We start from the raw sequence: 21,104 nt of genomic DNA, 5'->3' as shown, positions 1-21,104 counted from the left end.
TGTTTACCTTTGTTGGTTCTTTATGGAAAGAAGCATCCAATACACCAAATAAGTACAGGATAATTAAGTGATAATGGCAAAGAAAAAGAATACCGTGCATACCAAAAATGCCGATAAAAGCGAAAAGAAAACAGGGGCTATCAAGGCTTTTTTGACCCATGAACGTACCCGATATATTACAGGATTAATCATTTGTTTATTTACAATATACGTAGGGCTTGCGTTGATTTCTTTCTTTTTTACGGGAGGGGCGGATCAGAGTAAGATCGAAAATGTACCTGTAAGCGACCTGGTCTCTAACCGGGGATCGGTGAGTAACTGGACGGGGGTACGCGGGGCTTATCTGGCCAACTTGTTGATGAATAAGTTATTCGGTGTTTCTTCTTTTGTGTTTTTGTTTTTCCTTGGATCCTTGGGGGCTAAGTTGATGCGGTTGAATAAGGTGTCGTTGCTTCGGCGTTTTCTTTTCTGTGCGGCTACTATGGTGTTGGGGTCAGTCTTTTTTGGTTTTGTCTTTGTCAAAGGATATGAAGATACTTTTCTTTATCTGGGAGGAGAACATGGGTATTACTGGTCGGAGATATTGATAAATAACATTGGAGTGCCGGGGACAATCTTGGTTTTGGCTGGTACTTTCCTGATCATTGCTATTCTTACAAGTAAACATACGATTCCTTTTTTGCAGAAATTTTTTGCTTTCGGATGGTTGAAGAAGCGCAAGAAAGAGATTGTTGCAGAGGAGGAAATGGAAGGGCAGTCGGTGGATGTTCGTACCCGGGAGGAAGAGACAGCTCTGTTTATGCCGGAGAAAACGGATGAATCAGAAGGAGAGATAGCCGAATTTGAAGTCTATGATTCGGAAGAGGAGCATTTTGAAGTGACCGTGCCGGACGAAGAAGAAGAATATATCTCTTCGGATGCGGAGGAGAAAGAGGAGATGGAAGAGAATCCGGCCTTTACCATAGAAGTGCCTGTCGGGGATGATGAGCAGTTTGACGGATCTTCCCAGGGAGACTATGATCCGAAACTGGATCTGTCGAGCTTCCGCAACCCAAGCCTCGATTTATTGAAAAAGTATGACTCGGGAGATCACGAGGTGGATATGGAGGAGCAGACAGCCAATCAGAGACGTATCAAACAGACCTTGGAGAATTTCGGCATTAGCATAGCCTCCATTAAAGCGACGGTAGGGCCAACGATTACTTTGTATGAGGTCATACCTGATGCCGGTGTACGTATAGCCAAGATCCGGAACCTGGAAGATGATATAGCCCTGAGCCTTTCGGCATTAGGTATCCGTATTATCGCTCCTATGCCGGGTAAAGGTACGATTGGTATTGAGGTGCCTAACAAAGATCCGCAGATTGTCTCCATGCAATCGATCATTGCTTCCCGCAAATTCCAGGAGAGTAAAGCCGATCTACCTGTCGCCCTGGGTAAAACGATCACAAATGAGATCTTTATGTTTGACTTATGCAAAATGCCGCACTTATTGGTGGCTGGGGCTACCGGGCAGGGTAAGTCAGTCGGTCTGAATGCGATTATTACCTCTTTACTTTATAAGAAGCACCCGTCGGAACTGAAGTTTGTGCTTGTCGACCCAAAGATGGTTGAGTTCAGTATTTATTCGGAGATCGAACGCCACTACCTGGCGAAGTTGCCGGATGCGGAAAAAGCTATTATTACCGATTTTACCAAGGTTATTCAGACGTTGAACTCTCTTTGTAAAGAGATGGACGACCGTTATGATTTGTTGATGAAAGCGCATACGCGTAATATCAAAGAATACAATGCGAAGTTTATCAGTCGCCGCTTGAATCCGGAGAAGGGTCACCGGTTTATGCCCTATATTGTGGTTATCATTGATGAGTTTGGTGACTTGATCATGACAGCCGGCAAAGAAATCGAATTGCCTATCGCACGTATTGCGCAGAAAGCCCGTGCGGTGGGGATCCATATGGTGATTGCCACGCAACGCCCTTCTACCAATATCATTACCGGAACGATCAAAGCGAACTTCCCGGCGCGTATGGCATTCCGGGTCTCTTCTATGATCGACTCGCGTACCATCCTGGATTCGCCCGGTGCCAATCAACTGATCGGGCGGGGTGACCTCTTGTTCTCACAAGGAAGTGATATGGTTCGTGTGCAATGTGCTTTTGTCGATACACCGGAGGTGGAACAGATATCCGAATATATCGGTCAGCAGGTAGGTTATCCTACGGCGCATCTGTTGCCCGAATATATAGGCGAAGGGGATGGAGACAAATTGGGAAATGTCGACTTGACGGACCGGGATCCGTTGTTTGATGAAGCGGCACGCCTGATAGTGATTCAGCAACAAGGCTCAACTTCCCTTATTCAACGTAAATTTGCTATCGGATATAACCGCGCCGGACGGCTGATGGATCAGTTGGAAGCGGCAGGTATCGTAGGGCCGTTTGAAGGAAGTAAAGCCCGTCAGGTACTTATACAAGATGAGTACTCTTTGGAGCAATTGTTGAATAGTTTGAAATAAGAAGGGGAAGACTGGATTATTTCCGTTTAAAGAAGAAAAGGATATGAAAAATAGAATCTGTTTCGTCGTTTTATATGTATGTATAGTCTTTTCAGCCTCTGCACAGAAAGGCGCAGATATCCTGGATAAAGCTGCCGGTGTATGGGAAAAGGCAAATGGCCTCTCGGCCACTTTCGCTTTGCACGTGCGGGGAGAGGCGCAACAAATAAATGAGAGTTTTGAAGGGGTTATACAAATAAAAGGGGATAAGTTCACCTGGCAGACGCCGGATATGCACGTATGGTACGATGGAAAAACCCAATGGTCGTATGCGGAACGAACGGGAGAGGTGAATGTGACCGAACCTTCGGGGGAGGAACTGCAACAGAGCAACCCTACGCTTTTGTTACGTATGTATAAGAAGGGGTATAAGGCAAACTACCTGGGAGAGAGTACAGCGGCCAACGGAAAGACAGCCTATGACGTAGAACTTACCCCGAAAAAGAAAGAAGATATAGTCAAAGTCGTCCTGCAAATAGAAAAGATCTCTTCTTTGCCTGCCCGTATTACGATAGAGGCAAAGAATGGAACGCGTACGACTATCCAGATAGATAAGCTGACCACCGGCTTAGATCAAGCCGATGCCTTCTTTGTCTTTGACGCAAAGGCATATCCGGATGCGGAAGTGATAGACTTAAGATAAGGAAGAAATAAAGATTGGCCCTGGCCAATAGAGAATAGAAAGAGAGCAAGTAAAGCTCTTTGTAATTAATAATTAACAATTAGAATACATGGAACATCCATCCCACGAAAAGGTGCGTTGCCTTATTATAGGCTCCGGACCGGCAGGGTTTACAGCAGCAATCTACGCTGCCCGTGCCAATATGAGTCCTGTTCTTTATGAAGGTATTCAACCTGGAGGACAATTAACGACAACAACAGATATTGAAAATTTCCCCGGTTATCCGGAAGGTATTACCGGTTTTGACATGATGCAGGATCTGCGAAAGCAGGCGGAGCGTTTTGGTGCAGATATTCGTAGCGGGATCGCTACTTCTTCCGACTTTTCGGCCAAGCCGTATAAAGTGACTATCGAAGGAGAAAAGATCATGGAAGCAGATACCGTTATTATCGCTACAGGAGCCACAGCTAAATACCTGGGCATACCGGATGAAGCAAAATATGCAGGCATGGGCGTATCTGCCTGTGCTACCTGTGACGGTTTCTTTTACCGGAAAAAGAAAGTGGCTGTAGTAGGCGGAGGAGATACGGCTTGTGAAGAAGCATTGTATCTTGCCTCTCTGGCTGAAAAGGTCTACCTCATCGTGCGTAAAAACTTCCTGCGTGCGTCGAAAGTCATGCAGGAACGTGTATTTACCCATCCTAAAATAAATGTATTGTTCGAACACAATGCGGTCGGTCTTTTCGGGGTAAACGGGGTAGAAGGAGCCCACCTGGTCAAACGTAAAGGAGAACCTGACGAAGAGATGGTGGATATAGAAATCGACGGTTTCTTCCTGGCTATCGGACATACTCCGAATGCAAAGATCTTTGCCGATTGGCTGCATACGGACGAAACAGGGTATATAAAGACCGTGCCGGGTACTCCGCGTACCAATGTGCCGGGTGTTTTTGCAGCAGGTGATGTGGCTGACCCTGTGTACCGTCAGGCGATTACTGCTGCCGGCTCCGGATGTATGGCAGCTATTGAAGCAGAACGGTATTTATTAGAAGAAGGTTTGTGATAATCGCAAAGAATATCCGATTCCTAGTGTATGGATTATGTGGTCTTGTCTGACGAGAATCACATAATCCATAATATTATGTGTCGGGAAAATAGATAATGACAAAATATACCCTGTTCTTTTTATTCTCTCTCTTCACCTTATTCTTTTGTCAGGCGGGGGAACCGCCTAAGACGGAGGTGCGTGCTGTGTGGTTGACGACTATTTATGGACTGGACTGGCCGGGAACAGCCGGCACAAAGGCCACGGATATGAAAATGCAGCAGCAGGAGGTATGTACCCTCTTGGACCGGTTGGAAGAAGCCAATTTCAATATGGTTTTTGTGCAGGTACGTGTGCGGGGCGATGTGATTTATCGTTCGAAGATAGAACCGGCCTCCAAGGTGTTTTCCGGCAAATATGGAGTGATGCCGGCCTACGATCCCCTTTCCTTTGTTATCGATGCATGTCATAAGCGGGGTATGGAGTGTCATGCCTGGTTTGTTACCTTCCCGGTGGGGAACGAACGCATAGTAAGGGAGCAGGGAAAGCTCTCCGTTGTACGTCGTCACCCCAAGCTGGTCAAACGGCATAAAGGAGAGTGGTATCTGGATCCGGGGCAACCGGAAACGGCCGATTATCTGCTTTCATTGGTGAAAGAATTGGTCAGTGGTTATGATATAGACGGTATTCATTTTGATTATATCCGTTATCCGGAGCAGGCGAAATCATTTCCCGATAAATCCTTACATGCCAAATACGGGCAGCGTAAATCCCTGACGGAATGGCGGAGAGAGAATATCAACCGGCTGGTGTCCCGTTTGTATGACCAGGTCAAACACCTCAAGCCCTGGGTGCAGGTGAGCAGTTCGCCTTTGGGTAAGTATAACCGTATCGAACGGATGCCGGATGCCGGGTGGACAGCTTATGAATCCGTTTTTCAGGATCCGAAGCAATGGATGCAGCAAGGAAAGCAGGATATGGTGGTGCCCATGATGTACTATTTGCATGATAACTTCTTTCCGTTTGTAGACAATTGGGTGGATAATAGCAACGGTCGTTTATTTGTGCCCGGTCTGGGTGCTTACCGTCTGGAGCAAAAAGAAGGCGACTGGTCGTTGAACGATATAACCGATCAAATCGATTATGCGCGTGCCAGTGGGGGAGCCGGTTGTGCTTTTTTCCGTTGCATGCATGTATTGGATGATTCGAAAGGCTTATACAATGAATTAAAAAATACCTATTATAAATATCCGGCGCAGTTGCCTGCATTGACCTGGTTGAATGACCGTGTGCCGGATGCTCCGGAAGAAATCTATGTGGAGCGACAGCAGGATCATTTGAAGCTCACCTGGAGTAAACCCGACACAGAGACGGAAGATCTTACCTATACGATCTACTATTCGTTAACGGATGCGATAGATACCGCATCAGCCCAACATATCTTAGTCACCGGAGTAAGGGATACGACCCTGTATCTGCCGATAACACCGGGAATGGAAAGAGGATATTTGTTTTCAGTCTCGGCCTCTACGCGTTATCATATAGAGAGTACGACCTCCCGTGAAACATATTACTACCAGTCTGAGTATACTAAATAATATTAAATTTAGTACATTTTATAATTAAAGGCTGTATCTTTGCCCCTTGATGAAGAAGGCGTTTACATATTTTTTAGTGATCCTGATGGCTGCTCTGGTCTTTTACGGAGGTGCTGGGGTAAACGTTATTTCATTCTGTTGTGATGATTGCCGGATGGCCGGTGTAGAAGTATTGGTGGAGGATAAATGTTGTGAGATTCACGGTCATACGCATGAAGGAGATCACCACCACCACCACCATCACCACGCTGCCGGAGAGTCTTTAGACTCCTGCCTGGATCATCCCTATGAAAAGTGTTGCGACTTGGAACGTGTCGACTTTGATTGGGATGATGTGCCCGTTTCAATAAACCCATTAGAACCGGTCTCTTTCTCTCTTCTTTTGACCGGATTACACGATGTATTAGTAATACCCCTTCCCCTTGTCAGGGAGATTTCTACGGTTATGCCGACGGGGCCACCTCTCTGTCCCCGGGAATATCTATCTCTTCTGACCACGCTTTTGATTTAACTTATCGGATGTTTTTAGGTGCAGCCATTTACATTGTTGCCCGGATACGCATGCAGTATACAGTCGTATATTTCTTATGCAATTAAGGGCTGTTTGTAACTGACTCTTTTCGTACCACCAACTGCCCTTTAACGAAAAGGCAGTCTTTCAAATAAGTTAAATCAAAAGAATAAATCGATGTTAAAACAAATATCTTTATGGATACTGATCAGTATCTTGTGTAGCTCTTCTGCCTGGGCAGATAGGGTTGTCAAAGGTTATGTATATGATGAAACGAAAGAAGCGATAATCGGAGCCAACGTCTATTGGCAGGATACCCAGAAGGGGACCACCACCAATGTAGACGGCTTCTTTGAACTCGAACAACCCGACGGTGTGAACCAACTGATTGTTAGTTTTATCGGATATGCTCCGGCATCCATTACGGTGCCGGCAGGCAACGAAGCTCTTCAGGTCGTACTCAAAGGAGAGGTCTTATTGGATGAAGTCGTTGTCAGCGAACGACGGGTAGGAACCATCTCTTCCCGTACCAGTGTATTACAGACACAACGTATCACTTACGATGAAATTTGCCGGGCGGCTTGTTGCAACCTGGCTGAAAGTTTTGAAACAAACCCTTCGGTCGATGTGTCTTATGCGGATGCGGCTACCGGTGCCCGGCAGATCAAATTACTGGGCTTATCGGGTACCTATGTGCAGATGCTGACGGAGAACTATCCGAACTTCCGCGGAGCTGCCTCTCTGTATGGATTGGATTATGTGCCGGGAGCATGGATGGAGAGTATCCAGGTCTCTAAGGGGACTTCTTCTGTAAAGAATGGCTATGAGGCCCTGGCCGGACAAATCAATGTAGAGTTTAAGAAACCGCCTACGGCTGATATTACCTCTGTCAATCTATTCGTGAGTGATGCCGGCAGATACGAAGCGAATGCGGATGCCTCCTGGCATATCAATGATCGTTTGTCAACCGGATTATTGGTGCATTATTCCAACGATAGTAAAGAGCATGACGGCAATACGGACGGTTTTCTTGACATGCCGCTTAAGGAGCAGGTGAATGTGATGAACCGCTGGAACTATCGTACCGACAAATATGTTGCCCAATATGGTGTGCGCTACCTGCATGAAAACCGGACGGGCGGACAGACTACCAAAAAGGATCAGTTCCCGGATCCTTATCAGGTAAAACTAAATACCAACCGTGTGGAAGGTTTCACCAAGCAAGCTTATATCCTCGACAAAGAAAAGGTGGAAAGTATAGCCCTTATCCTTTCCGGTTCGTATCATGAACAGCAATCGATGTACGACCGCACCCCTTACAATGTGTATCAGAACAATGTTTATGCCAGTCTGCTTTATGAAAAAGAATTTACCCCTATGCACAGTCTGAGTACGGGGTTGAGTCTGAACTATGACGGTTTCGACGAGAACCTGACGCAACTGGACAAACGGAGCGTATTTAACCGTTCGGAAGTTGTTCCCGGTGCCTATGTACAGTATACATTCAATCTGCATGATAAATTGGTCCTGTTGGCCGGTATACGTGCCGATCATAGTTCCGTTTATGATTTTTTTGTGACTCCCCGTATGCACTTGAAATACAATCCGACGGAATGGTTCCACGTACGTGCTTCGGTAGGGAAGGGCTACCGTACGGCCAATGTCTTGACGGAGAATAACTTCTTACTTTCCAGTAGCCGTAAAATAGTTATTGCGGATAAATTGGATCAGGAAGATGCCTGGAATACAGGTGTTAATACCTCGTTTTATATTCCTCTGTTCGGCAAAGAACTGACATTGAATGGGGAGTGGTATTATACGAACTTCTTAAAGCAGGTCGTGGTGGATGTGGACAGCGATCCGCATGCGGCCCGTTTTTATAACCTCGACGGGAAATCCTACTCCAACAGCTTCCAGATAGAAGCCACCTATCCTTTCTTCCGTGGCTTCACCTTGACAGCCGCCTATCGGTATACCGATGCAAAAACGGATTATCAGAATGCAGCCGGTGAAACGATGCGGTTGAAGAAACCTTTGGTGAGTGATTATAAAGGATTAATAACAGCCTCTTATCAGACCCCTTTGAAGAAATGGCAATTCGACCTGACCGGACAGTTTAATGGCGGTGGACGTTTGCCGAATCCCGATGCAACGAATCCGCAATGGGAAAAGACCTTTAAATCTTACAATGTGTGGAATGCACAGATCACCAAGTATTTCCGTCTCTTCTCTGTGTATGTCGGTGCGGAGAATATCTTTGATTTCACGCAGAAGAACCCGATTGTCGATGCCGCCAACCCGCGGGGTGACAATTTCGACGGAACCATGGTGTGGGGGCCTGTGCATGGACGCACATTATACGCCGGCTTTCGGTTTAACCTGAGCCGCGATTAAAAACAATATGTATTCACCTTTTAATATTTTACTTATGAAACGGATTATTTTAGTAGCGCTTTGCGCCGTATTTACTTTTTCCCTGGCTTATGCACAGGATGGAAAAAAGAAGAGCAACAAAGAAACTCTTACCTTTAAAGTCGAAGGAATGGACTGCGCAAATTGCGTAAAGAAGATTGAGAAGAACATTGCTTTTGCAAAAGGAGTGACCGATTTGAAATGTGACTTGCCTACCCGTACGGCAGAAGTAACCTACCGTTCGGATAAAACATCCGAAGCCAAATTGAAAGAAGCTTTTAAGAAAATCGGTATGGAAGCAAAAACACTCAAAGAAGGAGAAGAAGTGCAAAAACACGAAGGACATGACCATTCCGGACACGATCACGCAGGACATAAACACTGATTCTTTGACATAAAGCCTTCACGGCAGGTTATTCTCTCTTTTTCAGCCTGTCCGTGAAGGCTGTTTTTTTGCCCGTAAACAAAATTGCCGACAATTGTCGGCAATTTTGCCGATATATATCGACACAAGTGTCGACAATTATCAGCACAAGTGTCGACGACTATCGACACTTTTATTTCCCCGCATGTTGCCTCTTCTTTTTATTCGTTTATTCTGTCCGGTAGCCCCTCTTCGATTTTTATCCTATCTTTGCAGTCTTGTCCGTAAGTCAGAAAGAGAGAATGTGTGTACTTCTTAATTATTTTTTTTACGGCATGCAGCGTTTAGTAAATAACGAACATCATTATAGTGTACGGCCTCAGATGGGGGCGTTCACAGTACGACTGAATGAATGAGCAGCATCTGATAGAAGGTTGTAAAGAGGGTAATAGACTTGCTCAGAAAGAGCTATACGAAACGTATTCCCGGAAGATGATGGGGGTTTGCCTGCGCTATGTAAACGATAGGGAAACTGCCAGTGATCTGTTGCAGGATGGTTTTGTGAAAGTTTTTACCGCCATAGGTTCTTATACGGGAGCCGGCTCCTTCGAAGGATGGATGCGTAAGATCTTTGTTAATTGTGCGTTGGAATATCTGCGGAAATCAGATGTGTTGCGGGAGGCGATCGATTTGGATCATTCGATGGAATTGGTTCAACCCGATAGTTCGGTACTCTCGACGATGGCCGCTGCAGAGCTTATGCAGTTGGTACGCGATTTACCCGCCGGTTTTCGTACGGTATTCAACCTGTTTGCGATAGAAGGTTATTCGCATAAGGAGATAAGCGAAATGTTACAAATATCAGAGAGTACCTCCCGTTCCCAGTTTACCCGTGCCAAACAGTTGTTGCAACGCAAGATTAACGAATTGTATTGAAAAAAGAATGAAAAATAAAGAAAGAGACATAGTTGATGACCTGATTCGCTCCCGATTGTATGATTGGGAAGTGGATGTATCATCTGCCGATTGGGAGAAGATCGTAGATCGATTGCCGGCTAAGGCGTTGTCGATACCCTTCTACCGCAAATCCCGTTTCTGGGCAGCAGCAGCTGTCATCTCTCTTCTTTTGGTGATGGGAGGGGTGTATACATTGGATAATGCCCCATTACCCACTCCGGTGGCTCAGGAGATACAGAAACAAACAGAAGCGATTCTGTCGCGGATGGAAGCAGACAAAAATCAACCGGAAGTGCCGCAAACCGCTGTGGCTGTGGCCGGTCGTACCCGGATGAACCTTCTTAAAACGACGTTACATCCCGACGATCAAAAACCTCTTTCTAAGACAGAAGAACAAAAAGAAACGGATGATCAACCTTTAAAAGGTATAGAAGATGAAAGGAAGTATTCTAAGGCCGCAAGTGATGATGCACAAACAAGAAAAGATGCGGCAGTAGAATCTCCGCTTGCTACGGATCAACACCCCACCCTTTTAGCCGCTGTCACTGCGGTAAAAGAAGAAAAAAAGGAAAAGCCTGCTCGCAAATGGGGGTTGGGTATGGGAGCCGGTGGCATGTCGGTAGGCACGAATACGGCGGTGCCGGGTTATGTGACCAATACGATGGGCTTACGCAGTGAAAACCTGATGTTGATGAACGCAGCCAGTGCGGGGGATGAATTACCCAAGACGAATATCAAACACAAGACACCGGTCTCTTTTGGTTTGCTTGTCAGTCGGTATCTGGATGATCGTTTCTCTATACAGACGGGATTGACTTATTCGTATCTCTCCTCTTCCTGGACAACCAATAACGATTACCACACCGAATTGCAACAATCCTTGCATTTTATAGGAATCCCCCTTTCTTTGACGTATAAGATTGCTGAGTGGAACCGGTTTTACTTCTATGCATCGGCCGGAGGGCAGGTGGAAAAGAATATTTCCGGAACATTGAAAACCAAGTTATATGCCAAAGGGCAGGAGATCGATCGGATGAAAGAACATAAAACGATGAAAGAATGGTTGTGTTCGCTTAATGCCCGTGCCGGAGTCAGTTATCCTGTTATTCGCTTTGTCAGTGCTTTTGCCGAAGTGGGTGCCGGCTACTATTTCGATAATGGCAGTAAGATGGAGACGATTCATTCGGAAAAGCCTTTTAATGTAAATCTGCAATTTGGCTTACGTTTCGGATTTTAAAAAAAACAAAATATACGAACAATAAAAAATTAAAAAACAAAGAAATGAAAAAAATTAGTCTGTTGAGTGCTCTTGTAGCCACAATTCTATTACTATTAACCTCTTGTTTGAGTACTTCGGGTAACTCCGGAACGTTGTCTTGTTTTGGTGTGGTGAAAACGCTTAATGGCAGGACAGTGGTGCAAACAAACTCACTGGGGTATATATCCTTTAATAATATTGATGAGATTTTGATGAATATAGGAGCTGGTCCTTACTCAGACACCAATGCTATTTTTATGCAGGTGCAATATGATTTTGAAGCGGCAGAGAATGTGAACTACGAAGCGAACGGATATATTTATGTTTCTTTGTTAGTCAACCCGGTGGCTATCAACGAAGAAACGGTGGATTATTATACACCGGTCGACACAACGACTATGCTGATGGATGAAATACCTTTAGTTACTTCGATCGAGGTAAGCTCGTCGGAACTGATCGACAATACGCTTATTCTGACTTCTCTTTATGAAGGAAAGGATAAACAGGAAAACAGTTACAGATTGTGTTTCGAATATGCAGAGCCACGAGTAGACAATGGCAGCGGTAAAAATATATATACTTTGTTTTTACGCGCAATAAAAGAGATAGACGGCGAAAAATTGACAGATACATATGCTGCTACAAATGCTTATGATGTCAGAAATATTTTGAGAGAATTAAGTAACCGGGAACAAGCCTTAGGAAATAAAGATTATTTCTTATTGGATGTGATGTACCTGAAAGAATTGGATGAAGAAAAGAATATACTTACATGGGATTCTCCCACAGCAATGGTTCCTTGTAGAATCGTAACAGAAGACTAAAACGTCTGATCCTGATAGTAAAAAAAGGGCTGTCCAATTACTTTTGGATGGCCCCTTTTTATAATAAGCTCTCTAAGGTATCTGATTGTATAGGCTTTTTATTAATTTTGCAAAGATAAAACAGTGAAAAGGTGAAAAGTATAACTCTCTCTCTCATCGTATGGATCGTCAGTCTGTCTTTGTTTTCCTGTATGGGAAGTGATACGGAAAAACATACCTATTATCGGTATGGGGTCGCGGTACTTCAACCGGTACCGGCACTTTATACGAACGATGGCAATAACCGGGAAGGGGATTTCATTACATCTCCAGCGATAGAGTCGCTGGTGGGATTGAAAGAAGGCGATTGTTTCCAGGTTGAATTTATAGCCGGCTTGGATGAATTACCCGCTAATAAAACATATCAAGCAGAACTCACTCGCTTGGATACTGTGCCTCTCTGGCCTTTGCATACCGAGTTGACAGATACGGCAGGCGTTTGGGCGGAGGAGGAATACATCAAACTCACCTCCTTTAGTAAAAGCCGGATCATCCGGAACCGCTTTTTTCTCTTGACCGATCACAGTCCTCTTATAGACCAGGAGAAACATACACTTGATCTTTCTTATGATCCGGAGGAACTGCAACTGGATACCCTGTCAGGGATCAAATACTATAACCTGTTTCTCCGCTCGACCCGCCACAGTGAAACGACGGATACGATCGGCACAAAGTGGGTACAGGCAAATGCCTTTGACTTTGCCCCTTTTATCCGCCGGCAAAAGGAGGTAGGGGCGGACTCTCTTTATTTCCGGATCAATTACCCTTCCAAGCTCAATGCAAATAAGTCCGGATACCTATGGGAGCGAACAGGAATGTTTGCGGTGAAGCTGTCTGAATTACCGGAATAAGGCCGTTGTGTGAACCTCTTTGACAAGAGAAATAAATGCAGGATAACAGGTAATCCCGTCTATTTTTGTACTTTTGCAGTCTAATAGTAAAACGGAGATGTATAAAGAGATTTTTAAATGGGTGATACTTATCATTTCTCAACCGGCAAAAGCCTGGGATTTGTTAGCGCAAAAGGAAGAAAAGGGTGATGAATTTCTTTCCCGGTTTGTGTATCCGTTGATAGGACTTCTTACGGTAGCCGCTTTTCTGGGTATACTCTTTACGCGCAAAGAATTTGATGTCGAATTGGCATTAAAAGCCTCTATCCGTTCGCTGCTTGCGGCATTCGGTGGTTTTTATTTAGGGGCTTACCTGTTGAATGAGATCTGGCAGGGCGTTTTCAAAAGAGAGAAGGATTTTCGTTTATGCCAACGTTTTGTGGGTTATTCTTCTTCTTTGATGTTTGCCCTGAATGCCGTGTTGATGCTTATCCCTGAGTTTTTCTTTTTGCGTATATTCATTTTGTACACCTTTTACATTATATGGGAAGGAGCACCGCTCTATATGTATGTGGAAGAGAAGGAACGGTTGAAATTTGTAGGGATAGCTTCTGCAGTAATATTAATCATACCTTACCTGATAGAGGTAATCCTGTTTTTATTAATGCCCGGATTACGCTCCTGAAATCAATAAACGATGAAAGAAAAGATAAATAATAACATACAGATAAAGAATAAACGGGCAACTTTCGACTATGAGTTGCTCGAAACATTTACAGCGGGTATTGTCCTGACAGGTACGGAGATTAAGTCGATCCGATTGGGTAAGGGCAGCCTGGTGGATACGTATTGCATCGTGGAGCGGGGAGAAGTGTGGGTGAAGAATATGTATATTGCCGAATATTTCTATGGCACTTACAATAACCATGTAGCCCGTCGCGACCGTAAATTGTTACTCAACAGAAAAGAAATACGGAAGATCGAAACAGCCGCCCATAACAGTGGCTTTACGATTGTTCCTACGCGCCTTTTTATCAATGACAGGGGATTGGCGAAGGTCGTCATCGCTATTGCCAAAGGTAAGAAAGAATATGACAAACGCGACACCATCCGGGAGCGTGACGACCGACGGGAGATGGACAGGGCGTTTAAACGTTGATGCGTGTTCATCTGCATGCAGACTCCGTTTGCTTAGCTAACAATAAATGATGAAAGAGAGTGCCGACCTATTTACCCGTGTTTGGGGATGTGTTACGAAGGCTTTGCCAAAGGCCGGAAAGACATGTCTTTGGCTATGCAAGATTATTTTACCTATCTCTTTACTGGTTCGCCTTTTGGAATATTCCGGAGCTTTAGCTATCCTTTCCGGTTATATCGAACCGGTGTTTTCTCTTATCGGTCTGCCCGGGAAGACGGCAGTTGTTTTTATTACCAGTATTTTTTGTCCTCTCTATGCTTCGATAGCTCTGATTGCGACCTTCTCCTTAGGCGTACGGGAAGCTACGATACTGGCTGTCATGTGTCTGACTGCCCATAATCTGATCGTTGAATCATCTGTACAGGCAAAGACGGGCTCTTCTTTCTGGGGCATGACTTTTTTGCGTATAGGGATGGCCTTTGTGATTGCTTTCACGCTCAACCGGGTCATGCCTGCAGGCGATTGGGGATCTATTGGTGAAACAGAAATGACAGCTGCCAGCCTGCGTTTGCAGGAGGTGTTTGTCTTATGGTTTTTTAGTTCCATGAAAGTGGTATTATCCATCCTGTTGATCGTAACGGGATTGATGATAGTACATTCTGTCTTGGAAGAGTTCAAATGCCTGAAAGGCCTTTCGACTGTGTTCGCCCCTTTGATGAAGCTATTTGGTTTACCCAAGGATGCGGCCTTTTTGTGGCTGGTAGGTAACCTGGTAGGCCTGGCATACGGGGGAGCTATCATGCGTGAACAAATGGAAGAAAAGAAATTATCCTATCGGGATGGAAATATATTGAATTATCACCTGGCCATATGTCATTCCCTTTTGGAGGATACATTGATTTTTGTAGCCATAGGGATTCCGGCTTTCTGGATAATAGTGACTCGTCTGTTCTTTGCCCTGGCAGTGGTTTGGGCAAGAAGAGGTGTGAAATGGCTGACAGGAAGATGATGAAAGCGTGAGAGATCAAACGGAAAAGAAAGAAAAATGAAGCATACAAATAAGAATAAATCTGCTCATACGTCTGATACGTATTCGTTATTCGAGCAGAGTCTGAAGGAAGGTATATTGATTTTAGACGGAGGTATGGGTACAATGGTTCAGCGGTACAAACTGGAAGAAAAGGATTACCGGGGAGAACGTTTTATAGATTTGTCGGGACAACAGAAAGGAAATAACGACCTTTTGTGTCTTACCCGCCCGGATGTTATCCAGGCCATTCACCGGGAGTATCTGGATGCCGGGGCTGATATTATTACCACCAATACCTTTAATGCCAATGCCATATCCATGGAAGATTATGGGATGCAGGAATATGTACAGGAAATGAATAAAGCAGCGGTTGGCTTGGCCCGTCAGGTAGCCGATCAGTTTATGGTTGAATTTCCTGAACGGCAGGTTTTTGTGGCCGGATCGTTAGGGCCTACCAATAAGACGGCGTCGATGAGTCCGGATGTGAATAACCCCGCTTACCGAGCAGTGACCTATTCCGACTTGTACGATGCCTACAAAGAACAGGTAAAGGCATTGATAGGAGGGGGAGTGGATGTTCTTCTTTTCGAAACCGTATTCGACACATTGAATGTAAAGGCCGGTTTAGATGCCGCCGAGGCTGTGTTGAGAGAGGAAAAGAAGACGCTGCCGATCATGCTTTCCCTCACCCTGTCGGCACAGGGAGGGCGTACTTTCTCGGGACAGACCTTAACCGCTTTTCTGGCTTCTGTGCAGCATACATCTATCCTAAGCATCGGATTAAACTGCTCTTTCGGAGCTGCCGATATGAAATCTTATTTGCAAGAACTGGCCAAAGAGGCTCCTTATTATATCAGTGCTTATCCCAATGCCGGACTTCCCAACAGTTTTGGTACGTATGACGAGACGCCGGAGTTAATGGCTGTTCATGTAAAACCTTTTGTCGAAGAAGGACTGGTGAATATTTTAGGAGGTTGTTGTGGGACAACACCTGCCCATATTGCTCAATATCCTTCTTTTGTAAAAGGAGCGAAACCGCATATACCTTCTCCTGTTCCGACCAGCTTATGGCTTTCCGGCCTGGAACTGCTGGAGGTGAAACCGGAGAATAATTTTGTCAATATCGGTGAACGTTGCAATGTGGCGGGTTCCCGTAAGTTTCTTCGTCTGATAAAAGAAAAGAACTATGAAGAGGCCCTTACCATCGCGCGCAAACAGGTGGAAGACGGAGCGCAGGTGATTGATATAAATATGGACGATGGCATGTTGGATGCCGTCAAAGAAATGACTACTTTCCTGAATCTGATCGCTTCGGAACCCGATATAGCCCGTGTGCCGGTGATGATAGACTCTTCCCAATGGGAAGTGATCGAACAGGGATTGCAATGTACACAGGGCAAAAGCATTGTCAACTCGATCTCACTGAAAGAAGGGGAAGAAGTCTTCCTGCAACGTGCCGAGCGTATCCGGCAGTTGGGAGCGGCAACCGTGGTGATGGCTTTTGACGAAGCGGGGCAGGCTGATACCTTTGAACGCAAGATTGAAATATGCGAACGGGCTTACCGTTTGTTGACTGAAAAAGTAGGCTTTCAGCCGCAAGATATTATTTTCGACCCCAATGTATTGGCCGTTGCAACAGGCATGGAAGAGCATAACGGGTACGGATTGGCATTTATCCGGGCTGTTGAATGGATAAAGAAACATCTGCCTGGAGCCAAGGTGAGTGGGGGAGTGAGTAATCTTTCTTTTTCTTTCCGGGGGAATAATTATGTGCGTGAAGCTATGCATGCAGTCTTCTTGTATCATGCTATTGAAAAGGGCATGGATATGGGGATTGTGAATCCTTCTACGGCTGTCTTGTATGAAGATATAGAACCCTCTTTCCGTTCTTTATTGGAAGATGTGGTCTTGGATCGCAGGGCGGATGCAGCAGATGATCTGATTCTTTATGCCCAACAACTGATTCAACCCCAAACAGAGGTGTCTGAAGAGAAAAAAGCTGCCTGGCGAGAAGGAGCATTGGAAGAACGTCTGGAGTATGCATTGATAAAAGGTATTGGTGACTACCTGGAAACAGACTTGGAAGAAGCTGTCCGGCAGTATCCGCGTACGGTAGATATAATCGATGGTCCGTTGATGGGGGGAATGAACAAGGTAGGTGCTCTTTTTGGTGCCGGTAAGATGTTTTTACCCCAGGTTGTCAAAACGGCACGTACCATGAAGAAGGCTGTGGCTCTCTTGCAACCGGCTATTGAAGCGGAGAAGACGACAGCCGGTTCGACTAAGGCCGGTAAAGTCTTGTTTGCTACTGTTAAAGGGGATGTACATGATATTGGGAAGAATATCGTTTCGATAGTGCTTGCCTGTAATAATTATGAGGTGATAGACCTGGGTGTTATGGTTCCGGCAGACGTCATTGTCAATAAAGCGATAGAGGAAAAACCGGATTTGCTTTGTCTCTCCGGATTGATTACTCCTTCCCTGGATGAGATGGTACATGTGGCTGATGAGATGCAGAAAGCAGGATTAAGTATTCCTATTATGATTGGTGGGGCGACCACCTCTAAACTGCATACGGCTGTTAAAATAGCACCCCACTATGATTATCCGGTAATTCATGTATCGGATGCTTCTCAGAATCCATTGATCGCGGCCAAACTATTACATCCGCAGACGCGGGATCAGTATATCCGGGAATTGGATGAAGAGTATGAAACGCTTCGTGCGACTATGCGGGAGAAAAAGGAAGAATGGGTTTCCCTGGATTTTGCCCGTAGCCATAAACCTGTGATCGATTGGAGTGCCTATTCTCCTGTCATCCCCAACCAACCCGGAGTTCATCAGTTGGCTATGATTCCTATAGAAGAAGTTATACCTTATATAAACTGGACCTATTTCTTCACTGCCTGGAAGTTAAACGGACGCTTTGCGGAAATAGCCCAATTGCATGGATGTGATAGCTGCCGGGCATCCTGGTTGTCTTCTTTTGCGGAAGAAGAGAGGGATAAAGCCTCCGAAGCCATGCAATTGTATAAAGATGCGACGCGCCTGTTGGATCAGTTGATTGAGATGAAAGCAGAATACTGCAAAGCCCTTTATGGCTTTTTTGAAGCTCAGAGTGAAAGGGATACCCTTTATATAGGAGGTGAACAAATACCGACGCTTCGCCAGCAAACAGTCAAGGAGAAGAATGTGTATCAATCGCTTTCCGACTATGTGATGCCTAAAAGCGAAGGCCGTATCGATTATGTAGGCGCATTTGTGGTGACCGGTGGAGCCGGTGCTGCTTATCTCCGGGAAAAACTGGAAAAGGAGGGAGATGCCTATAAAGCGATGTTGTTGCAGACTCTTACCGATCGTTTGGCGGAAGCAATGGCTGAATATCTACATGAGAAAGTAAGAAAAGAGTATTGGGGGTATGCACCGGATGAATCCTTGTCTTTGACCGAATTGTTTAAGGCGCATTATCAGGGGGTACGTCCGGCTATTGGTTATCCTTCGCTTCCGGATCAGTGGCTGAACTTTACAATAGATAAATTGCTGGATATGAAACGTATCGGTGTGCAGTTGACGGAAAATGGGGCAATGATGCCGACAGCCTCTGTCAGTGGACTTTATATTGCCCATCCGGATGCCCGTTATTTCCTGGTTGGAGCAATAGATGAGGAGCAGGTCAAAGACTATGCTGATCGTCGGCATTTATCCGAATCAGAGGTGCGTAAAATAGTGAATAATTAACGATTAACGGTTAATAATTAACGAGGGTCGCAAGCGACTTTGTAAATTTATTTATGACCGGAACGGTCACCATTAATCGTTAATCATTAACCGTTAATCGTTTTATTCTGTTGCTTCCGGAAGATAGTTGTCGTTATCATCCTCTTCCTCCTCCTCTATAGGTGCCGGTTTGACAAAGAAGGCACTGATCTCATAAAGCACATAAAGCGGTACAAATACCAGCGATAAAGTGAATGGATCGCTACTGGGGGTGATGAAAGCGGCTAATACCAATAAGGCAACGATCGCATGTCTTCTGTATTTGTGGAAGAAAGAGCGATTCAATAAACCTAATTTAGAAAGAAGCCAGGATAAGAGAGGCATCTCAAATACAATCCCCATGATGAAGATCAACATCAGGAAGTTATCCATATAGGATTCGAGAGAGACTTGTTCCGTGATAGCCGTGCTTATCTGATACGTGGCCAAGAAGCGCAGGGTTACCGGGAAAACGATATAATATCCAACCGCACAGCCCAAAAAGAACATAATTGTACCGAAGAGGAATACCCAACGCACATTCTTCTTTTCATTTTCATATAGAGCCGGACTGATAAATTTCCAAATCTCATACATGAGATAGGGAAAAGCCAATACCAGAGATAACCAAAAAGCAGTTGTCAAGTGTGTGAAAAACTGAGAGGCCAGTTTTATATTGACAATGTCAATACGAAAAGCCGTATCACAAAACTCACTTGCCACATTAAACAATGTGGCTGCTTTGCAAAATAGTTGATAGGTTAGAAAGTCACCCCGTGTGGGTGCCATTATAAGCACATCAAATATCCCATGCTCTCCCCGCATAAAAGCAAAGAGAGCTATGGCAAAAATACAAAGCGCAACTATGGAACGAAAGAGAGTCCAACGAAGTTCTTCCAGGTGGTCCCAGAATGACATTTCTTCTTGTTGCATTGCCGTTTATTTCTTTTCGTCTGTATCGTCTATATTGATATCGTCTTCAAGACCTTTTACGCCATCCTTGAAATTCTTCACCCCTTTACCAATACCTTTCATCAGTTCGGGTATCTTTTTACCACCGAAAAGTAATAAGACAATGAGAGCGATGATGACGATTTCAGCCATTCCTAAATTTTGAAGAAAAAGTAGATTGTTCATAATATTATTTTGTTTTAATTGTTAATAATCTTCATCTCTGTCATGCAAAGATACGATATGTATCTCATTTATTTCAATTTTATTACCTTTGCACCGTCTTAAAAATCTGAAATTAGAAAATTATTAGAAACATGAAAGCGTATGTATTTCCCGGTCAGGGTGCACAATTCGTAGGAATGGGGAAAGATTTGTATGAGAACAACCCTTTAGCTAAAGAGATGTTTGAAAAAGCAAATGAGATCCTTGGTTTCCGCATTACAGATCTGATGTTCGCAGGAACAGACGAAGATCTGAGACAAACAAAAGTGACACAACCGGCCATTTTCTTACATTCTGTTATATTAGCAAAAACATTGGGTGATCAGTTTCAACCCGCGATGACTGCCGGGCATTCACTGGGTGAGTTTTCTGCCCTGGTTGCTGCCGGCGCCCTTTCTTTTGAAGACGGATTGGTGTTGGTATCCAAACGTGCCATGGCTATGCAAAAGGCTTGTGAAGCTACTCCCTCAACTATGGCTGCTGTTTTAGGTTTGTCGGATGAGGTAGTAGAAGAAATTACTGCCGGCATCACAGACGAAGTGGTGGTATGTGCCAATTATAACTGTCCGGGACAATTGGTTATATCCGGCTCTATACCGGGCATCGACCAGGCTTGTGAAAAGTTGTTGGCTGCCGGAGCCAAGCGGGCGCTTAAACTGAAGGTCGGTGGTGCTTTCCACTCTCCGTTGATGGAACCGGCCCGTGCTGAATTGGCTGCTGCCATTGAAGCGACTGAAATAAAGAAACCTATTTGTCCGGTTTATCAGAATGTGGATGCCAAACCACATACGGATCCGGCAGAGATCAAAGCAAATCTGATTGCGCAATTGACAGCCCCCGTACGTTGGACGCAGACCGCTCAACATATGATTGCAGATGGTGCCGATCACTTTATTGAGTTAGGACCAGGTGCCGTATTGCAAGGTCTGGTGAAGAAGATCAATAAAGAAATGACAACAGAAGGAATGCAATAAGTAAGTAGTTAGA

18 protein-coding genes are annotated in these 21,104 nt (G+C 44.9%); 16 read left to right on the top strand and 2 right to left on the bottom strand.

What is annotated here, in order from left to right; all coding sequences use genetic code 11:
* Positions 1 to 73: 73 nt before the first annotated feature.
* The 15 genes from D0T51_RS01815 (at position 74) to metH (ending at position 18,923) form a co-directional block, all read left to right on the top strand.
* Positions 74 to 2,518: a DNA translocase FtsK gene (locus D0T51_RS01815; protein ID WP_163724294.1), complete on the top strand. Its 2,445-nt coding sequence runs from the start codon at positions 74 to 76 to the stop codon at positions 2,516 to 2,518.
* 43 nt (positions 2,519 to 2,561) lie between these two features.
* Positions 2,562 to 3,200: a LolA-like putative outer membrane lipoprotein chaperone gene (locus tag D0T51_RS01810; protein WP_163724291.1), complete on the top strand. Its 639-nt coding sequence runs from the start codon at positions 2,562 to 2,564 to the stop codon at positions 3,198 to 3,200.
* Positions 3,201 to 3,288: 88 nt separating this feature from the next.
* Positions 3,289 to 4,242 (top strand): thioredoxin-disulfide reductase, encoded by a 954-nt coding sequence (trxB, locus tag D0T51_RS01805; RefSeq protein WP_163724289.1) that lies wholly within the window; start codon positions 3,289 to 3,291, stop codon positions 4,240 to 4,242.
* Between the two features lie 98 nt (positions 4,243 to 4,340).
* Entirely contained in the window at positions 4,341 to 5,822 is a 1,482-nt protein-coding gene (locus D0T51_RS01800; protein WP_163724287.1) for a glycoside hydrolase family 10 protein, read from the top strand.
* Positions 5,823 to 5,871: 49 nt separating this feature from the next.
* The gene (locus D0T51_RS01795; RefSeq protein ID WP_163724285.1) at positions 5,872 to 6,333 is read left to right on the top strand and encodes a hypothetical protein; all 462 of its coding nucleotides are present in this window, start codon (positions 5,872 to 5,874) and stop codon (positions 6,331 to 6,333) included.
* A gap of 177 nt (positions 6,334 to 6,510) precedes the next feature.
* Entirely contained in the window at positions 6,511 to 8,727 is a 2,217-nt protein-coding gene (locus tag D0T51_RS01790; RefSeq protein WP_163724283.1) for a TonB-dependent receptor, read from the top strand.
* 34 nt (positions 8,728 to 8,761) lie between these two features.
* The gene (locus D0T51_RS01785; protein WP_163724280.1) at positions 8,762 to 9,130 is read left to right on the top strand and encodes a heavy-metal-associated domain-containing protein; all 369 of its coding nucleotides are present in this window, start codon (positions 8,762 to 8,764) and stop codon (positions 9,128 to 9,130) included.
* Positions 9,131 to 9,517: 387 nt separating this feature from the next.
* Positions 9,518 to 10,045 carry an RNA polymerase sigma factor gene (locus D0T51_RS01780; protein WP_163724278.1) on the top strand — a complete coding sequence of 176 codons (528 nt, stop codon included), beginning with the start codon at positions 9,518 to 9,520 and terminating at the stop codon, positions 10,043 to 10,045.
* 7 nt (positions 10,046 to 10,052) lie between these two features.
* Positions 10,053 to 11,303 (top strand): outer membrane beta-barrel protein, encoded by a 1,251-nt coding sequence (locus tag D0T51_RS01775; protein ID WP_163724276.1) that lies wholly within the window; start codon positions 10,053 to 10,055, stop codon positions 11,301 to 11,303.
* A gap of 44 nt (positions 11,304 to 11,347) precedes the next feature.
* Positions 11,348 to 12,148, top strand: a complete 801-nt coding sequence (locus D0T51_RS01770; RefSeq protein ID WP_163724274.1) for a hypothetical protein — start codon at positions 11,348 to 11,350, stop codon at positions 12,146 to 12,148.
* Positions 12,149 to 12,279: 131 nt separating this feature from the next.
* Positions 12,280 to 13,038 carry a hypothetical protein gene (locus D0T51_RS12270; protein WP_239056610.1) on the top strand — a complete coding sequence of 253 codons (759 nt, stop codon included), beginning with the start codon at positions 12,280 to 12,282 and terminating at the stop codon, positions 13,036 to 13,038.
* A gap of 97 nt (positions 13,039 to 13,135) precedes the next feature.
* Positions 13,136 to 13,702 carry a YIP1 family protein gene (locus tag D0T51_RS01760; RefSeq protein ID WP_163724272.1) on the top strand — a complete coding sequence of 189 codons (567 nt, stop codon included), beginning with the start codon at positions 13,136 to 13,138 and terminating at the stop codon, positions 13,700 to 13,702.
* Between the two features lie 12 nt (positions 13,703 to 13,714).
* A complete protein-coding gene (gene smpB, locus D0T51_RS01755) occupies positions 13,715 to 14,176 on the top strand; it encodes an SsrA-binding protein SmpB (protein ID WP_163724270.1) in 462 nt (153 codons plus the stop codon).
* A gap of 46 nt (positions 14,177 to 14,222) precedes the next feature.
* Positions 14,223 to 15,164, top strand: coding sequence for a nucleoside recognition domain-containing protein (locus tag D0T51_RS01750; RefSeq protein WP_239056607.1), 942 nt, complete (start codon positions 14,223 to 14,225; stop codon positions 15,162 to 15,164).
* A 36-nt stretch (positions 15,165 to 15,200) separates the two neighbouring features.
* Positions 15,201 to 18,923, top strand: coding sequence for a methionine synthase (gene metH, locus D0T51_RS01745; RefSeq protein WP_163724268.1), 3,723 nt, complete (start codon positions 15,201 to 15,203; stop codon positions 18,921 to 18,923).
* Between the two features lie 102 nt (positions 18,924 to 19,025).
* Here the strand turns inward: metH and tatC are convergent, their stop codons facing one another.
* Positions 19,026 to 19,874, bottom strand: coding sequence for a twin-arginine translocase subunit TatC (tatC, locus tag D0T51_RS01740; protein ID WP_163724266.1), 849 nt, complete (start codon positions 19,872 to 19,874; stop codon positions 19,026 to 19,028).
* Between the two features lie 6 nt (positions 19,875 to 19,880).
* Entirely contained in the window at positions 19,881 to 20,078 is a 198-nt protein-coding gene (locus D0T51_RS01735; RefSeq protein WP_163724264.1) for a twin-arginine translocase TatA/TatE family subunit, read from the bottom strand.
* 131 nt (positions 20,079 to 20,209) lie between these two features.
* Here D0T51_RS01735 and fabD point away from each other — a divergent pair, with 131 nt between their 5' ends.
* On the top strand, positions 20,210 to 21,091 hold the full coding sequence (gene fabD, locus D0T51_RS01730; RefSeq protein ID WP_163724263.1) for an ACP S-malonyltransferase: 882 nt from the start codon (positions 20,210 to 20,212) through the stop codon (positions 21,089 to 21,091).
* The last annotated feature ends 13 nt before the right edge of the window (positions 21,092 to 21,104 follow it).

This window comes from Parabacteroides sp. 52, assembly GCF_010500925.1.
In the GTDB taxonomy this organism is placed as follows: domain Bacteria; phylum Bacteroidota; class Bacteroidia; order Bacteroidales; family Tannerellaceae; genus QVMG01.
Note: the sequence above shows the minus strand (reverse complement) of the source record. Positions and strands in the feature narration are given on the sequence as shown.

What these genes read in the sequence shown, in the direction of transcription:
- D0T51_RS01815 (WP_163724294.1), top strand. Translation starts at nt 74, where the DNA reads ATGGCAAAGAAAAAGAATACCGTGCATACCAAAAATGCCGATAAAAGC.
- D0T51_RS01810 (WP_163724291.1), top strand. Translation starts at nt 2,562, where the DNA reads ATGAAAAATAGAATCTGTTTCGTCGTTTTATATGTATGTATAGTCTTT.
- trxB (WP_163724289.1), top strand. Translation starts at nt 3,289, where the DNA reads ATGGAACATCCATCCCACGAAAAGGTGCGTTGCCTTATTATAGGCTCC.
- D0T51_RS01800 (WP_163724287.1), top strand. Translation starts at nt 4,341, where the DNA reads ATGACAAAATATACCCTGTTCTTTTTATTCTCTCTCTTCACCTTATTC.
- D0T51_RS01795 (WP_163724285.1), top strand. Translation starts at nt 5,872, where the DNA reads ATGAAGAAGGCGTTTACATATTTTTTAGTGATCCTGATGGCTGCTCTG.
- D0T51_RS01790 (WP_163724283.1), top strand. Translation starts at nt 6,511, where the DNA reads ATGTTAAAACAAATATCTTTATGGATACTGATCAGTATCTTGTGTAGC.
- D0T51_RS01785 (WP_163724280.1), top strand. Translation starts at nt 8,762, where the DNA reads ATGAAACGGATTATTTTAGTAGCGCTTTGCGCCGTATTTACTTTTTCC.
- D0T51_RS01780 (WP_163724278.1), top strand. Translation starts at nt 9,518, where the DNA reads ATGAATGAGCAGCATCTGATAGAAGGTTGTAAAGAGGGTAATAGACTT.
- D0T51_RS01775 (WP_163724276.1), top strand. Translation starts at nt 10,053, where the DNA reads ATGAAAAATAAAGAAAGAGACATAGTTGATGACCTGATTCGCTCCCGA.
- D0T51_RS01770 (WP_163724274.1), top strand. Translation starts at nt 11,348, where the DNA reads ATGAAAAAAATTAGTCTGTTGAGTGCTCTTGTAGCCACAATTCTATTA.
- D0T51_RS01760 (WP_163724272.1), top strand. Translation starts at nt 13,136, where the DNA reads ATGTATAAAGAGATTTTTAAATGGGTGATACTTATCATTTCTCAACCG.
- smpB (WP_163724270.1), top strand. Translation starts at nt 13,715, where the DNA reads ATGAAAGAAAAGATAAATAATAACATACAGATAAAGAATAAACGGGCA.
- D0T51_RS01750 (WP_239056607.1), top strand. Translation starts at nt 14,223, where the DNA reads ATGATGAAAGAGAGTGCCGACCTATTTACCCGTGTTTGGGGATGTGTT.
- metH (WP_163724268.1), top strand. Translation starts at nt 15,201, where the DNA reads ATGAAGCATACAAATAAGAATAAATCTGCTCATACGTCTGATACGTAT.
- tatC (WP_163724266.1), bottom strand. Translation starts at nt 19,874, where the DNA reads ATGCAACAAGAAGAAATGTCATTCTGGGACCACCTGGAAGAACTTCGT.
- D0T51_RS01735 (WP_163724264.1), bottom strand. Translation starts at nt 20,078, where the DNA reads ATGAACAATCTACTTTTTCTTCAAAATTTAGGAATGGCTGAAATCGTC.
- fabD (WP_163724263.1), top strand. Translation starts at nt 20,210, where the DNA reads ATGAAAGCGTATGTATTTCCCGGTCAGGGTGCACAATTCGTAGGAATG.